The organism is Nocardia sp. KT25-26 (assembly GCF_056627695.1).
In genome coordinates, this window is record NZ_CM152813.1 from 3600633 (window position 1) to 3614411 (window position 13779).

The window sequence follows — 13779 nt, forward strand, 5'->3', positions numbered from 1 at the left end:
ACGACGATGGCATATCGCGTAGTGCAATGGGGCACCGGCAATGTCGGACGACATGCCCTGGCGGGCCTGCTCGACGATCCCCGGCTGGACCTGGTGGGCGTGCGGGTGTCGGGCCCCGAGAAGGCCGGGCGCGATGCCGGGGACCTCGTCGGCGCCGGACCGACCGGTGTCCTGGCGACCACCGACACCGAACGGATTCTGGCGCTGCGCCCGGATTGCGTGGTCTACACCGCGATGACCGACAACCGACTGATGGAGGCGCTCGACGAACTACGCACCCTGCTCGCCGCCGGAATCCATGTGGTGGCCAGCGCGCCGGTCTTCCTGCAGTTCCCCTGGGGCGTGCTGCCCGAGGACCTGCTGACCCCCTTGGAAACAGCCGCCGCCGAAGGAAACGCGTCACTGTTCGTCAACGGGATCGATCCCGGCTTCGCGAACGACCTCCTCCCGATGGCGCTGCTCGGCACCTGCCGCCGGGTCGATCAGGTGCGCTGCCTGGAGATCGTCGACTATTCGACCTACGACAATCCGGCCGTCATGTTCGACATCATGGGCTTCGGAAAACCCCTCGACGAGACCCCGTTGCTGTTGCAGCCCGGTGTCCTGTCGCTGGCCTGGGGTAGCGTCGTGCGCCAGCTCGCCGCCGGGCTGGATATCGAACTCGACACGGTCACTCAGACATTCGAACGGATTCCGGCGCCGGAGACCTTCGACATCACCTCGGGCACGATCCCGGCGGGAACCGCGGCGGGCCTGCGTTTCGAAGTGCGCGGGATGGTAGGCGATCGGGCCGTCACCGTCCTCGAGCATGTGACCCGGTTGCGGGCCGATCTCGCCCCGGACTGGCCGCAACCGGCCCGCGCGGGCGGCTCGTATCGGGTGGAGGTCACCGGAGAGCCGCACTACACCCTGGACCTGGCCATGTTCAGCGACCACGGCGATCACAACCACGCCAGTCTGGTCGGTACCGCTATGCGCCTGGTCAATGCCATCCCGGCGGTGATCGCCGCGCCACCGGGAATCCGCACCACACTGGATCTGCCGCTCTGCACCGGGACCGGCCGCGCCGACGCCGCGCGCGACCGGCCAGGCATGCCGTGAGGATCGGCGGCACGGCCGGCAGGCGCGCGCTCCGGCAGACTATGCGCCCGGGACCGGCACACCGGCCGGCCGGGACAGGCCGCCGTACCGTGGCCGGAGCTCCCGCCACACCCCGCAGGTTGCGTATGTGAAGAACCCCCAGACTCCGAACCAGATGAGCAGATTGAACACCCATTGCGGCAGCGCGCAGAAGACCAAGACGGCGCCGACGACGACCACACACCTCATCGGTTCCTCCTCTCACCGCGGCCGCCGCACCGTCACCGAAGTGACCGGTGCGCCCAGCCGACCGCGACAGCCCGAAGTGGTGTGTTCGATTGGAGCACGAGTCCGTTTACCCCGAAACGGAACTCGTTGATCGCAACCGGGACGATATCGCTGTTGCGGCATCGTCACGTATCGCCGCCCAGTGAGCAGCTGCGGCATTCACGGTCACAGTAGTTCGGCGACCTTCTTCGCGGTTTCTTTGGCGGACCCGGGGTTCTGCCCGGTCACCAGGTTCTCGTCGACCACGACATAGGAGACGAACGGCAGCTTCGCCTTCTCATAGCGGGCGCCGCGTTTCTTCATCTCCGCTTCGACGTTGTACGGCACCAGCTTGTCGACCCCGGCCAGGACTTCCTCGCGCCAGGAGAACCCGGTCAGCTCGCGTCCGGCAACCAGCCGGGTGCCATCGGAGAGTTCGGTGTTCAGCAGGCCGCAGTAACCGTGGCAGACCGTTGCGACGATGCCGCCGCGTTCGAAGATCTCCCGGGTGATGCGCTGCAGGCCGGAACTGTCCGGAAAGTCGTACATCACTGCATGGCCACCGGTGAAATAGATCGCGTCGTAGTCGGCCGAGTCGATCTCGTCGGGCGAGGCGGTCTTCTCCAGCAGCGCCATCCGGGCCGGATCCGCCCGCCACGCCTTGGCGGTCTTGTCGTAGCTGGGAAACTTCAGTGACCGTGGCTCCAGCGGACACGGCCCACCCGCCGGACTGACGAGGGTCTGTTCGAATCCGTGCTCTTCGAAGACCTGCCAGGCGTGGGTGAGCTCGGACAACCACAGGCCGGTCGGGTGGGAGGGGTCGTCGTAGTGGCCGACATTGGTGACGACGTTCAAGATGCGCTCGGTCATGCGTTCATCGCCTCTCTGCTGATCTGATCGCTGCTGCGCACTCGCTCGATTCAGTGTGCACCCACTCGGCGCCATATCCGCAGCGCGACGGTGATAATCCGGGACCATCGATCGTGGTCGATGCCGGGCGGCGGGCCGAATCCCTGCAGCCGTTGCTGCGCGACGGTCTGGGGCTCGGTGTATTTCAACAGCCCGTCGGCGCCGTGCCGGCGGCCGAGACCGGAGTCGCCCATGCCGCCCATCGGCGCGTCGACACTGCCCCAGGCGGCGGCGAACGCCTCGTTGACATTCACGGTCCCGGCGTGCAACCGGGCCGCGACGGCGCGGCCCCGTGCACCGTCCCGGGACCAGACGCTCGCATTGAGCCCATACGGGGTGGCGTTCGCCATCGCAATGGCGGTCTCCACGTCACGGAACGGGTAGATCGATACCACCGGCCCGAAGGTCTCCTGAGCGAAAAGCGTCATCTCGGGTGTGACTCCGGTCAGGATCGTCGGTTCGTGGAACAGGGGCCCCGAGTCGGGGCGCGCATGCCCGCCTGCCAGGACGGTCGCCCCTTTCGCCACGGCATCCGCCACATGTGCCTCGACCGTCTCGAGCTGGGCGAGGTTGGTCAGTGAGCCGACATCCACGGAGAAGTCGTACGTGGCCCCCAGCCGCAACGCGCGGGTCCGCTCGACGAAGGCCGCGACGAACTCGTCACGGATCTCCTCGGCGACATAAAGCCGCTCGATCGACACGCACAGCTGACCCGCGGACGGGAAGCAGGCGGCGACCGCTCCGTCGGCCGCGCGATCGATATCCGCGTCGGCGAGGACGACCATCGCGTTCTTGCCGCCGAGTTCCAGGGATGCCCCGATCAGTCGTTCACCGGCCCCCTGGGCGATCCGGCGGCCGCTGGCGGTGGATCCGGTGAACATCAGGTAGTCGCCACCCGCCAGCAACGTATCGCCGATGGCACTCCCCCGCCCGATCACCATCTGCCACACGTCCGCCGGCAACCCGGCTTCCCGCATCAGCTCCATGGCCCACAGCGCGGTGAGCGCGGTCTGGGTGTCGGGCTTCTGGACCACCGCGTTGCCGGCCATCAGCGCGGGGATCGCATCGCCGGCCGCCATGCTGAGCGGGTAGTTCCACGGCGAGATCACGGTGACCACGCCTTTCGGGTGGCGCAACTCGGTGGCGCGGGTGAGTATCGGGATCGCGCCGCGTCGCCGTTTCGGGGCGAGCAGACCTGCGGCGGTGCGCGCGTAGTAGCGCGCCGTGATGGCGATATCGGTGACCTCGAGGAAGGCGTCGCGACGTGTCTTGCCGCTTTCGGCCTGCATCAGGTCGAGCGCTTGGTCCTGCCGCTCCAGGACGAGATCGTGGAAGCGCAGCAGGATTCGCTTGCGCTCACGGACCGGCACGGCCGCCCAGTGTTCCTGCGCGGCCCGCGCGCGGTCGAAGGCTTCCTCGACCGCGACGGGGGTGGAGATCGGGAATTCGGCCAGCGGCGTGCCGGTGTACGGGGCGTGGGTGGTCGTCCGGTCGGCGTCCGGGGTGGCGGCGACCAGCGCGGGCAACCGGCCGACCAGCGGTGAGGCGAAGGTGGCGGGCAGACCGGGGCCGCGCACCGTGGCGTGATCAATTGTCATGGGGAGCTCCGTTGTGGGTAGGTAGACGTCCGGTCATCGGGCTCGGGCCGGTACGGATGTCGGGACCGGCATGTGCAGTGCGTTCTGCCCCTCGGTCAGGACATCGAGCTGAATGGTGCGGATCGGCCGGAGCGACCGGATGTCGTCGGATACGCGGCCGGCGCCGAGCCGGAGATCCGTCCCCCGGGGCAGCCGGGCGCTCCCGGCGGCGAGGATGTTGGTCTGGCTCAGCGTCGAATGCCATGCCCCGTCGATCGTGGTGTAGGAGGTCAGGCTCGCCACCCGCTCTCCCGACGGATGCACGACCTGTCGGGGAGTGCGGGCGGAGAACGCCACATCGGTACCGCCGGCGTCGTTCGCGACCCGCGCCGTGGCGCGCCGGTCATCGATGTCGACCTCGATATCGGTCACCCATTTCGGAAAGCCGTATCCATCGTGGCCGCGGACCTGGGCGATATCACTGTCGACGGGCAACGACAGCACGTAGGAGTGCAGGTCGTCGTTCTTCAGACCGGCCGCCAGATCGACGAGTCCGAGCCCGCCATGGCGTGCGGGCCGGACGGCGATGCCGACCGCTGCTTCGGTGTAGAAGTCGATATCGCACACGTCGTACCGGAAGAACATCACCGAGACGAGCCCCAGTCCGGGGGCGAGCTCGAGCGGTTCCAGTTCGCTCGGCAACCGGGAGCGGACGGCACGGGTGGGCGCGATCATGGTCAGCCGCGCGGTGGAGATCCGATAGTAGAAATTCGGTGTCCAGGTGGGTCCGATCGGCGAGTCCACCCTCGTTTTCGGCAGCCGCCGGAAGAAGTCGACGCTGCTCACCCGAGGATCGGCCGCGACCGCGTCCAGGTCGGTATCCATCCGGTAGCGGTCGTACAAGCCCCCTTCGGGGACATCGACCGACCGGCCGCCCAGGTCGACGGTGACCGTCTGTTGCGTAGTCGGCGCCATAGCCAGCTCCTGAATGTTTACACTGCTTACTCCGGCGAGGATATGCCCCTGGGTAAGCACTGTCAACATCGAATCCGCACCAGGGCTCATCGATTCGAATCCGCCACCGACCCGAAGACGAGCCACACCCCCGGCATCGCCGTGACACCAAGCACCCACCCCCACGTTGACACTGCTTACATCCACCTCCTACGCTCTATGTAAGCAATGCAAACATTCAACGTTCAGGAGAAGCGATGCCCGCGACCGACCCCACCCACCTCCGCACCGGCGACCCGGAGCTCTCACCGGTCTTCACACCGTTCCGGCTCCCGAACGGCACGGTGATCCCGAACCGGCTCGCCAAAGCCGCGATGGAGGAGAACATGGCCGCCCCCGGCCAGCTGCCCGGCGAGCCCTTGTTCCGGCTCTATCGGCGCTGGAGCCAGGGCGGAGCCGGCCTGATCATCACCGGCAACGTGATGGTCCACGCCGAAGCGCTCACCGGCCCGGGCGGAGTCGTCCTCGACTCCCGGTCGCCCCTGGAACCGTTCCGCCGGTGGGCCGATGCGGCGAAGAGCGGCGGCGCGCAGGTGTGGATGCAGATCAACCACCCGGGCCGGCAAGTACGAGCGGATATGCCCGGTGTCGCCTGGGCACCGTCGGCTGTCCGGGTCGACGTCGGCAAGAACAGCAAACGGTTCGCCGAACCGGTGGAGATGAGTGCCGAGCAGATCCGGGAGACCGTGGCGCGGTTCGCCGAAACAGCTCGCCGCGCCGAGGAGGCCGGCTTCGACGGCGTCGAAATCCATGCCGCGCACGGCTACCTGCTGTCGCAGTTCCTCTCCCCGATCGCCAACCGGCGTACCGATCAATGGGGCGGCAGCCTGGACAACCGGGCCCGAATGCTCCTCGACATCGTCCGGGCCGTACGGGCCACCGTCGACCCTGCGTTCGCGGTCGCGGTGAAACTGAATTCGGCCGATTTCCAACGCGGCGGCTTCGACGCCGACGACGCCGCTACGGTGATCGCGATGCTCGCCCCGCTCGGCGTGGATATCGTCGAACTGTCCGGCGGCAGCTACGAGGCACCCGCCATGACCGGGCAGGCCGGCGATCCGCGGACCCGGTCCCGCGAAGCCTATTTCCTCACCCTCGCCGAGGAATTGGCGGCCACCAGCCCGCTGCCGTTGATGCTCACCGGCGGTGTCGTCCGGCTACCCGTGGCCGAGGAGATCCTCGCCGGCGGTGTCGATCTCGTGGGCATGGGCAGCGCCCTCGCCGTCGACCCCGACCTGCCGAATCGCTGGCGGCGCGACACCGGCTCGACGGTCGCACTTCGTCCGGTGACCATCACGGACAAGGCCGTGGCATCCGCCGCGAGCATGGCCCGCATCCGGCAACAGCTGCGCCGCCTCGGCTCCGGCCGGCGCACCCGCCCCGACACCGACCCCAAGCTCGCCCTCTTGAAGGAGACCGTGCACCAGCAGCGCGCCCTCCGCCGCTACCGCACCTGGTTGCACCGCCGGGCGGCGTGAGCGGCCGGATTCAGCACCAGACCAGGCGCACCCCCTCCAGTATCGGCGTCCCGAGAATCGCCTCCACCAGGCCGGTCGGACCTGCAACCTTCGTCCCGCACAGGTCCCAATCCGACCAGATTGCCCAGGACCTGTCGGCCGCCCACAGGTTCGACGGCGAGCCGAGACCGCTGGGGTGGTCGTACAGACCTGGTGCGGTCCCCAACACCCCGGTCAGATTCACGCCGGAGGTTTCGCCGCCGCTCACCGCCGGACAGAAGTGGGCGAGGCACTCGGTCTGCGCACCGTTCGGGCACCATGCGATCAGCACTTCGATCAAAGCCTGCCAGGACTCGCGGTCCAGGGACCCCTCGGTCGGCGGCCGGATACCCACCGGCCAACTGCCGCCGATCAATGCGCCGGGCGGGCACCGATAGCTCGGATAGTCCCCTTCGGGAACCACCGGCGACCCCAGCCGGTCTGCCAACTCCGCCCAACGCAGCCTCGTCCACCCAGCGCCCGGATGCTCCGAACGGCCGAGCTCGTGTCCGATCACGACCGCACCGGCACCGAGATCGATGCCGCCGACCACCGGATTCTCGCTGAGCCCCGCCGCCCGGCGTTGCTGCCGGTACTCGTGGTCGACCGTGACGCCCTGAGGCAACGAGGTGTTCTCGTACATCGCATGCAGCAACCACACCGCATCGGGGTCGGACCCGATCGGATACCCGCACCACTCGAACGCGTCTGGCGACACACCCAACCACGCCATCGGATTCCAGTCGGCCACAACCCAGCTCACTGCACCAGCGTAGCCCGATCCGAGGGTCCCGCAGGACCTCCGGGAGACCGAGGGCCCGCGATCTCATCCGGTAGCGACACCGTGCCCCCCGGTGTCGCTACGCCACGATTGGCTCACCGGATGCAACACTCGGGAAAACACGCCCCAGTGGCCGGGCCCACGCCTGGCGTGGGCATCCCACAATCCGGAGCGCGGCCGCTCCACGGCAATGTGGGCCGAGAGCGAACAGGGGACGCACCGATGTCACGTCGAATGTCCTGGCGGGAGCGCTGGCACGCGATCGAGTATGTGCGCAACAGCATCTGGATCATTCCGGCGGTTTTCACCGTGGTGGCGATCATCGCCGGAATCGTCGTCCCGATCATCGATGAGAAGGCCGAGCTCACGATCGGGGTCGCGTTCGGAGCGGAAGCGGCCCGCAGTCTGCTCGGCGCCCTGGCGGGCGGCATGATCACCTTCACCGGCTTCGTCTTCTCGGTCCTGCTGGTCGCGGTGCAGTTCGGTTCGAGCCAGTTCTCGCCTCGCATGCTGATCCTGTTCCTGCGGGACCCGGTCACCCAGGCGGCCCTCGGCACCTTCATCGCGACTTTCGTCTATTCGCTGCTCGTGCTGATCGCCGTCGGCGGGCCGGAGCATCCGGATTTCGTTCCCGACAGCGCGGTCGCGATCGCCCTGTTGCTGCTGCTGGCGAGCATGTTCATGTTCCTGCGCCTGATCACGAATACGACCTCCGGCCTGGAAGTCGCCTCGGTGCTGGCGGAGCTGGGCCGCGAGGCGCACAAGGTGATCGATCTGGTGTACCCCGATCCGGCCCCGCCGGACGAGAGCGGCGAGCACGCCCTGCCACTGCTGCCGCCGGACGCCGCAGTGGTCACCTACCAGGGGCCGCCCGGGGTCGTGCAGAGCGTCGACCGGCCGGGGTTGCTCGACCTTGCCACCACCACAGATGTCGTGCTCGAACTGGTGCCCTCGATCGGCGATCCCGTGGTGCCCGGCGACCCGCTGTTCCGGATCCACGGTCGGCAGGAACCCACGGAGGCTGCCCTGCGCGAGTCGGTCGCCGTAGGCGATGAACGTACTGTGGACCAGGATCCACGATTCGCGTTCCGCCTGCTCGCCGATATCTCGGCCAAAGCCCTCTCCCCCGGAATCAACGACCCGAGCACCGCCACTCAGGTGCTCAACCAGATCGAGCCCTTGCTGCGACGCATCGCACACCGTCGGCTGACGCCCGGTGTGCTGTCGGATCACGAAGGCGTCATCCGGCTGCGCTGGCATGCCCCGTCCTGGGCCGACTACCTAGCCCTCGCTCTCGACGAGACCCGGCTGTTCGGTGCCGACTCGATCCAGGTTTCCCGCCGACTCTGCGCCCTGCTCCGGCGACTGGACGAAACCGTTCCGAGCTATCGCCGGCCGGCCGTCGCCGAGCACCTCGAGTTGGTCCGATCGGGGGCCCGCCGGGCGTTCGATGCGGAAGCGGACCGAATCGCCGCGATCACCACCGACGCCCAGGGACTCGGCTCGTCCCGCGAACCCGGCTGAGCGGCAGTCCGGCGATGCGGACCGCGCTCGCCTTCGGCTAGCGCCGGCCCAGGCTCGCCAGTACCGCCTTCCCCGCTCGCTCACCTGATGCCGCGGCATCCGCCAGGGACGGCATATCGAGCTGGTAGTCGCCGGCGAGGTAGACGGATCCGAGAGGTTCACGCAGCGTCGGTAGCGAGTTCCGCCGTCCGGGCGCCCAGAACGGTACGACCCGGCGGTGCCGCCGCACGATGCCCTCGCCCAGCTTCCCGGCCAGTTCGGGGAATACGGTCAGCAGATCTTTCGTGAAGCGCGAAACGATCTCCTCGTCGGGCAGGTCCAGGAGTGCATCGGCGTGACCACCGCCGGCGAAGCACGCCAATGCGCCGCCCGGCTTGCGCTCACCTCCTCGCCGCAATGCCGCGGCGTGGTTGAACATCGCTTGAAAAGACAACTGTGGCGTGGAGGCGCCGAAGTAGTCGTCCCAGCGTTGTCGCCCGACCTCGTCGGTGAAGAAGCCGACGATGACATACCTGCCGTAGGTGAGGTCGTTGAACGCATTTCGATACTGCTGCGGCAGGTCGGTGATGATCCGTTCGGCGATATCACCGGGTGCGGTCACAATCGCCCGTTTCGCCCGCAGACGCGCGGGACGGTCACCGTCGAAATAGTCGACCACTACGTCGTCCCTGTCGCGTCGCACCGTTTCCACCGGTGAGTTCAACCGAATCCGGCGGCCGAGATCCTCGGTCAGCACATCGGTCAAGGTCTGGTTGCCGCCCACCGGCAGTGAAAAATTCGGGATCTTCTCGGGATCCGCCAGCGCAATGCCCACCGAGGTGACGAACTGGGTGGCCGCCGTCTCCTCCGCATCACACCCCATCCACTGCGCCGACCACGATTGGACGATCTCGTGGGCCAGCTCCGACCGGACGCCCCGGAGCAGGTACGAGCCCAGCTTCCTGTCGAGTTCGGCGCGAACCCGCTGGGCGTAGCGGCTCTGGGACTCGAGAAACGGTGTGGCCGCCAGGATGCGTGCCATGACCATGGCCATGCCGATCCGGTCCATCATGGTCATCTTGGTACGGAACGCCAGTGCCAGGGGATTCGCGGTGTCGACCGTTCCGCCGTTCAGATGCAGGGCGATGCTCTTACCGGCGAGCGAGCCCATCTCGATGCCGTGCCGTTCGAGAGCCTCGATCAGGGTGCCCGTGCCCTCGGTGAACTGGGTGCCGACATTGATCCAGTAATCGCCCTGCCGAACGGTCTCGACCCGGCCGCCCGTGCGATCTGTGGACTCCAGCACCACCACGTCGGCCTCCGGCGCCAACGTCGTCGCCGCCATCAGCCCCGACATCCCGGCACCGACTACGACCACATCGGTGGTTTCTTCCTCGATTTCGTATGTTGTCATATGAACTCCCAGCTCTCGATCGAAGGTGCACGGTTCTGCGAATGAAGCATCATCGTGCAAGGTGGTCAGGCAAGGTGCGGGTGATGATCTGCCGGGCTTCGGTGAGAATCGATCGTACGATTTCTTCGCAACTACCGATATCGTTGATCAGGCCTTGTGCCTGACTCGCCCACCACATGCCCCCTTCGACGTCACCTCCCGCATACACCTGTTCCCGAGCGCGATTGCCACTGGCCAGGTGCGCCACATCGTCGAATGTCGCACTCGGCCGACGGGAGATGGCCATGATTTCCTCGGAAACCGAGTTGCGAGCGACGCGGGCGGTGTTGCGGAATTCGCGGAACACGACCGCGGTATCGCGTTCGGTGTTATCGACGATCTGCCGCTTCACATTGTCGTGGATCGGGGCTTCGGCAGTCGCCATGAACCGTGTACCCATATTGACCGCGGAGGCGCCGAGGGCGAGGGCAGCAACGAGACCGGCGCCGGTGGCGATTCCGCCGCTGGCGATGATCGGAATGGTCAACGCCTGGGCGGCGGCGGGAATCAGAACAAGGCCGGGAACGTCATCGTCGCCCGGGTGCCCGGCACATTCGAACCCGTCGATGCTGACGGCGTCGACACCGAGTTGTTCTGCTTTGACCGCATGCCGAACCGAAACCGCCTTGTGGATGACCTTCACACCGGCTGCCCGGAATGTCGGCAGGTGCGGTTGCGGGTTCCCGCCGGCGGTCTCGACGATGGTGATTCCACTGTCGACGATGGCGTCGCGATACTCGTCATAGGGCACCGGCCGAATCGTCGGCAGAATGGTGAGGTTGACCCCGAACGGCTTATCGGTCAGATCCCGGCAGCGGGCGATCTCCTTCACCAGCGCCTCGGGGGTGGGCTGGGACAGGGCGGTGAGAAATCCGAGCGCACCCGCATCGGCCACGGCGCTGATCAGATCCGCGGTACCCACGGCGGTCATTCCCCCGCACACGATGGGGTGCTCGATCCCGAAGGTGTCGGTGAAGATATTGCTGAACATGTGCATCCCGATTCTGATCGGCCCGCTTGCCGGCGGGCGGACGGAGTAGGCGATCGACCACGAACCTTTGTAGTCAATCGTCTAAGTCATATGACTATGATGGTGGGGCGTGGTACGCGCTTTGTCAACGGCCCGAACAACAGAAGGATGAACATGACTGCCCCTACCCTCTGGCTCGACGACATCAACGTCGGTGACCGGTTCTGCACCGAGGCCTACGAACTCGACGCCGACGCCATCATCGATTTCGCCACAGCGTGGGATCCGCAGCCCTTCCACCTGGGTGAAGACCTCGCGCAGGACACCTTCTTCCGCGGGCTGGCGGCGAGTGGCTGGCACACCGCCGCAATCACCATGCGGCTGCTCGCCACCTCAGGACTTCCGCTGGCCACCGGCATCATCGGCGCGTCCATAGACCTGACCTGGCCGACACCTACTCGTCCCGGTGACCGGCTGCGCGTCGAACTCGAGGTAACCGCGGTCCGCGCCTCCCGATCCGATCCGAGCCGCGGATTCATCACCGCTGTCTACGACACCGTCAACCAGCACGGCGAGATCCGCCAGCACACCACCGCCCGGCTGCTGGCGTTCACCCGCCCCTGATCGCCGGAGCATCGCTGCGCCGGCAATCGGACGCGGTATGTGCCGTGGCAGCCGGGCGTCGGCTCACGCTGTCACCGGCACGCCGGCGGCCGCTCGGGCATCGATCCGCTTGTTGTAGGCATCGAATGCCCGGTAGGCGCGGTAGTAGACGAACATCTGCAGGCCCCAGGTCGACAGCGCGAAGATGTAGAAGATCGTGTGTTCGGCGTCGTCTCCCGGGATGGTGACGAAGTCGTAGGTCGCGGCGATGACGAAGCCGCAGAAGGTGGCGACGGCCGCCCACACGGCGTGCCCACGCTCGTCGATATCCCAGAGGCGCTTGACGAAGTAGATCAGGAACAGCGTGGTGAGCACGTTGGCCACGATGTAGAAGATCTTGCCGGGAGTGCCGATCTGTTCGGCGTAGGCGCTGAGGGCGAAACCGACCACACCCGCCAGGGCGAACGCGCCGATATCCACGGTGGCCGACGGCTTGTACCGGTGGGTGACCTTCATCAGCCCGAGCACGAGGATCAGCGTGATGCCGATGGACCGGGAGAAGGCGTCCAGGAAGTAGGCGAAGGCGTACATCGGGCTGTCGTGGCCGGCCTTCAGGAGACCGTAGATCAGGAAGTTGGTCCCCGAGGTCGCGACGATGATCCACTCGATGCCGAGCAGATAGTTCTTGTAGTTCCGGATGAACTTGATCCCGTAGGTGAACCCGACGGCGATCATCCAGATGTCCGCGACCGCGAACAACAATTCTTTGAGGGACATGATCTTTCTCCTTGCAGGCGGTGACCTCGGCCGACAGGCGGCGAGTGTCATGTCGTGAGGGAAGCCCAACGGTCGGCGGCACGGTCGGCGAGCCAGCCCGCATACAGTGCGGGGCCACTGACGAAACTGGGCCAGAACCGTTTGCGGCCGTGCCAGATCGCTGCCAGGTCCTCGTGCAGCGGTGCGCCGCCGACGTGGTCGGCCAGCAGGTGGCCCACGTATTGCGCCTGGGCGAAGCCGTGGCCGTTGCAGGCCAGCGAATAGAGCACGTTGTCGGAGGCTTCGCCCGCGACGGGAAGCCAGGTGGAGCTCATGCCGATCCAGCCGCCCCAGGCTCGTACCGGCCGGATGTCACGCAGGCCGGGGAACCGGTTGTGGAAGCCGCGGACGAGGTCGTCGGCGACGGCTCCTGCGGGAGCGCGCTCCGGCAGCGGGTTGCGGCCGGTCTGCAGACGACGAGTGCCGAACACGATCGTGCCCCGCGGGGTGACTCGGTAGCTCTCGAGGATCATGTGCAGGGTGACCATCGGGGCGCGGCTGGTCCAGCCGATGTCGTCGAGCCGCTCGGGGTCGACGGCTTCGGTCTCGACCAGGGAGGTCCAGACCGGACTGGCGAGGTGTTTCGGTGCTATGGACAACCCGTTGCTGTAGGCGTTGGTCGTCAGCACCGCCTTGCGTGCCCGGACCGTTCCGTTCGGGGTGTCGACGGTGACCCCGGCGCCGGTGTCGGTGACGTCGCGTGCCGGGGTGCCCTCGTAGACGCGCACGCCCGCCGCGATGGTCGCGGCCCGCAGGCCGAGAACGAACTCGCCCGGATTCAGCGTGCCACCGACACCCTCGCGGATACCACCGAGAAACCCTTCCGGGAGACCGGCGTCGCGGCCGTTGACGAGTTCGCCCGCCGATCCGGCTTCGGCCATGACCTTCGCGTTGCGGCGGGCATGCCGGAGCTGGCCCTTGGACACCGCCGCGATCACGATGCCTTCCTGTCGATAGCCGCAGTCGATCCCGTGCCGCTCGATCGCGTCTTCGGCGAAATGCACTGCGTTCTCGGCGTACCGGTACAGGTCGCGCAGCCGATCGCGCTTCATCAGCAGACCCAGCAGCTCCGGATCGGCGGCGACCGAGTTCGTGATGTAACCCGCATTGCGGGAGGTGGCACCCCAGCCGAGCGTCTTCGCCTCGAGCAGGACCACATCGACGCCGTTCTCGGCGAGGCGGAGCGCGGCCGACATGCCACCCCCACCGCCACCGATCACGACGACGTCGCAGCCGATATCGCCGGTCAGCGACTGTTCGAGAGTGGCAGGTTGTTCGGCCCAACCGGTGTCGTGAATCAGCTCCATGGC

The 13779-nt window shown here is 67.1% G+C and carries 13 protein-coding genes; 4 read left to right on the plus strand and 9 right to left on the minus strand.

The window, feature by feature from the left end:
• Nucleotides 1-6: 6 nt before the first annotated feature.
• Complete coding sequence (locus AC1HFH_RS16420) at nt 7-1101, plus strand: NAD(P)H-dependent amine dehydrogenase family protein (RefSeq protein WP_480243655.1); 1095 nt, start codon at nt 7-9, stop codon at nt 1099-1101.
• Nucleotides 1102-1140: 39 nt separating this feature from the next.
• Here the strand turns inward: AC1HFH_RS16420 and AC1HFH_RS16425 are convergent, their stop codons facing one another.
• From AC1HFH_RS16425 to AC1HFH_RS16440, 4 genes are all read right to left on the minus strand, one after another.
• Nucleotides 1141-1329: a hypothetical protein gene (locus AC1HFH_RS16425; protein WP_480243656.1), complete on the minus strand. Its 189-nt coding sequence runs from the start codon at nt 1327-1329 to the stop codon at nt 1141-1143.
• 204 nt (nt 1330-1533) lie between these two features.
• Nucleotides 1534-2217: a type 1 glutamine amidotransferase domain-containing protein gene (locus tag AC1HFH_RS16430; RefSeq protein WP_480243657.1), complete on the minus strand. Its 684-nt coding sequence runs from the start codon at nt 2215-2217 to the stop codon at nt 1534-1536.
• A 50-nt stretch (nt 2218-2267) separates the two neighbouring features.
• On the minus strand, nt 2268-3854 hold the full coding sequence (locus AC1HFH_RS16435) for a succinic semialdehyde dehydrogenase (protein ID WP_480243658.1): 1587 nt from the start codon (nt 3852-3854) through the stop codon (nt 2268-2270).
• A 33-nt stretch (nt 3855-3887) separates the two neighbouring features.
• Complete coding sequence (locus AC1HFH_RS16440; RefSeq protein ID WP_480247874.1) at nt 3888-4808, minus strand: acetoacetate decarboxylase family protein; 921 nt, start codon at nt 4806-4808, stop codon at nt 3888-3890.
• A gap of 236 nt (nt 4809-5044) precedes the next feature.
• On the opposite strand from AC1HFH_RS16440, the gene AC1HFH_RS16445 reads away from it, so the two are divergent.
• Nucleotides 5045-6325 carry an NADH:flavin oxidoreductase/NADH oxidase family protein gene (locus AC1HFH_RS16445; protein ID WP_480243659.1) on the plus strand — a complete coding sequence of 427 codons (1281 nt, stop codon included), beginning with the start codon at nt 5045-5047 and terminating at the stop codon, nt 6323-6325.
• A 10-nt stretch (nt 6326-6335) separates the two neighbouring features.
• On the opposite strand, the gene AC1HFH_RS16450 is transcribed toward AC1HFH_RS16445, so the two are convergent.
• A complete protein-coding gene (locus AC1HFH_RS16450) occupies nt 6336-7106 on the minus strand; it encodes a hypothetical protein (RefSeq protein ID WP_480243660.1) in 771 nt (256 codons plus the stop codon).
• Between the two features lie 240 nt (nt 7107-7346).
• Here AC1HFH_RS16450 and AC1HFH_RS16455 point away from each other — a divergent pair, with 240 nt between their 5' ends.
• Nucleotides 7347-8648, plus strand: a complete 1302-nt coding sequence (locus AC1HFH_RS16455) for a DUF2254 domain-containing protein (RefSeq protein WP_480243661.1) — start codon at nt 7347-7349, stop codon at nt 8646-8648.
• 37 nt (nt 8649-8685) lie between these two features.
• Here AC1HFH_RS16455 and AC1HFH_RS16460 read toward each other — a convergent pair whose 3' ends face one another.
• A complete protein-coding gene (locus AC1HFH_RS16460) occupies nt 8686-10041 on the minus strand; it encodes a flavin monoamine oxidase family protein (RefSeq protein WP_480243662.1) in 1356 nt (451 codons plus the stop codon).
• Between the two features lie 49 nt (nt 10042-10090).
• Nucleotides 10091-11071, minus strand: a complete 981-nt coding sequence (locus AC1HFH_RS16465; RefSeq protein ID WP_480243663.1) for an NAD(P)H-dependent flavin oxidoreductase — start codon at nt 11069-11071, stop codon at nt 10091-10093.
• A 153-nt stretch (nt 11072-11224) separates the two neighbouring features.
• Here AC1HFH_RS16465 and AC1HFH_RS16470 point away from each other — a divergent pair, with 153 nt between their 5' ends.
• Nucleotides 11225-11674 (plus strand): MaoC family dehydratase, encoded by a 450-nt coding sequence (locus tag AC1HFH_RS16470; protein ID WP_480243664.1) that lies wholly within the window; start codon nt 11225-11227, stop codon nt 11672-11674.
• 63 nt (nt 11675-11737) lie between these two features.
• Here the strand turns inward: AC1HFH_RS16470 and AC1HFH_RS16475 are convergent, their stop codons facing one another.
• Together AC1HFH_RS16475 and AC1HFH_RS16480 are read right to left on the minus strand one after the other, a co-directional pair.
• The gene (locus tag AC1HFH_RS16475; RefSeq protein ID WP_480243665.1) at nt 11738-12430 is read right to left on the minus strand and encodes a transporter; all 693 of its coding nucleotides are present in this window, start codon (nt 12428-12430) and stop codon (nt 11738-11740) included.
• 47 nt (nt 12431-12477) lie between these two features.
• Nucleotides 12478-13776 carry an NAD(P)/FAD-dependent oxidoreductase gene (locus AC1HFH_RS16480; RefSeq protein ID WP_480243666.1) on the minus strand — a complete coding sequence of 433 codons (1299 nt, stop codon included), beginning with the start codon at nt 13774-13776 and terminating at the stop codon, nt 12478-12480.
• Between the last annotated feature and the right edge of the window lie 3 nt (nt 13777-13779).

What these genes read in the sequence shown, in the direction of transcription:
- AC1HFH_RS16440 (WP_480247874.1), bottom strand. Translation starts at nt 4,808, where the DNA reads ATGGCGCCGACTACGCAACAGACGGTCACCGTCGACCTGGGCGGCCGG.
- AC1HFH_RS16445 (WP_480243659.1), top strand. Translation starts at nt 5,045, where the DNA reads ATGCCCGCGACCGACCCCACCCACCTCCGCACCGGCGACCCGGAGCTC.
- AC1HFH_RS16425 (WP_480243656.1), bottom strand. Translation starts at nt 1,329, where the DNA reads ATGAGGTGTGTGGTCGTCGTCGGCGCCGTCTTGGTCTTCTGCGCGCTG.
- AC1HFH_RS16430 (WP_480243657.1), bottom strand. Translation starts at nt 2,217, where the DNA reads ATGACCGAGCGCATCTTGAACGTCGTCACCAATGTCGGCCACTACGAC.
- AC1HFH_RS16480 (WP_480243666.1), bottom strand. Translation starts at nt 13,776, where the DNA reads ATGGAGCTGATTCACGACACCGGTTGGGCCGAACAACCTGCCACTCTC.
- AC1HFH_RS16475 (WP_480243665.1), bottom strand. Translation starts at nt 12,430, where the DNA reads ATGTCCCTCAAAGAATTGTTGTTCGCGGTCGCGGACATCTGGATGATC.
- AC1HFH_RS16470 (WP_480243664.1), top strand. Translation starts at nt 11,225, where the DNA reads ATGACTGCCCCTACCCTCTGGCTCGACGACATCAACGTCGGTGACCGG.
- AC1HFH_RS16465 (WP_480243663.1), bottom strand. Translation starts at nt 11,071, where the DNA reads ATGTTCAGCAATATCTTCACCGACACCTTCGGGATCGAGCACCCCATC.
- AC1HFH_RS16460 (WP_480243662.1), bottom strand. Translation starts at nt 10,041, where the DNA reads ATGACAACATACGAAATCGAGGAAGAAACCACCGATGTGGTCGTAGTC.
- AC1HFH_RS16455 (WP_480243661.1), top strand. Translation starts at nt 7,347, where the DNA reads ATGTCACGTCGAATGTCCTGGCGGGAGCGCTGGCACGCGATCGAGTAT.
- AC1HFH_RS16435 (WP_480243658.1), bottom strand. Translation starts at nt 3,854, where the DNA reads ATGACAATTGATCACGCCACGGTGCGCGGCCCCGGTCTGCCCGCCACC.
- AC1HFH_RS16420 (WP_480243655.1), top strand. Translation starts at nt 7, where the DNA reads ATGGCATATCGCGTAGTGCAATGGGGCACCGGCAATGTCGGACGACAT.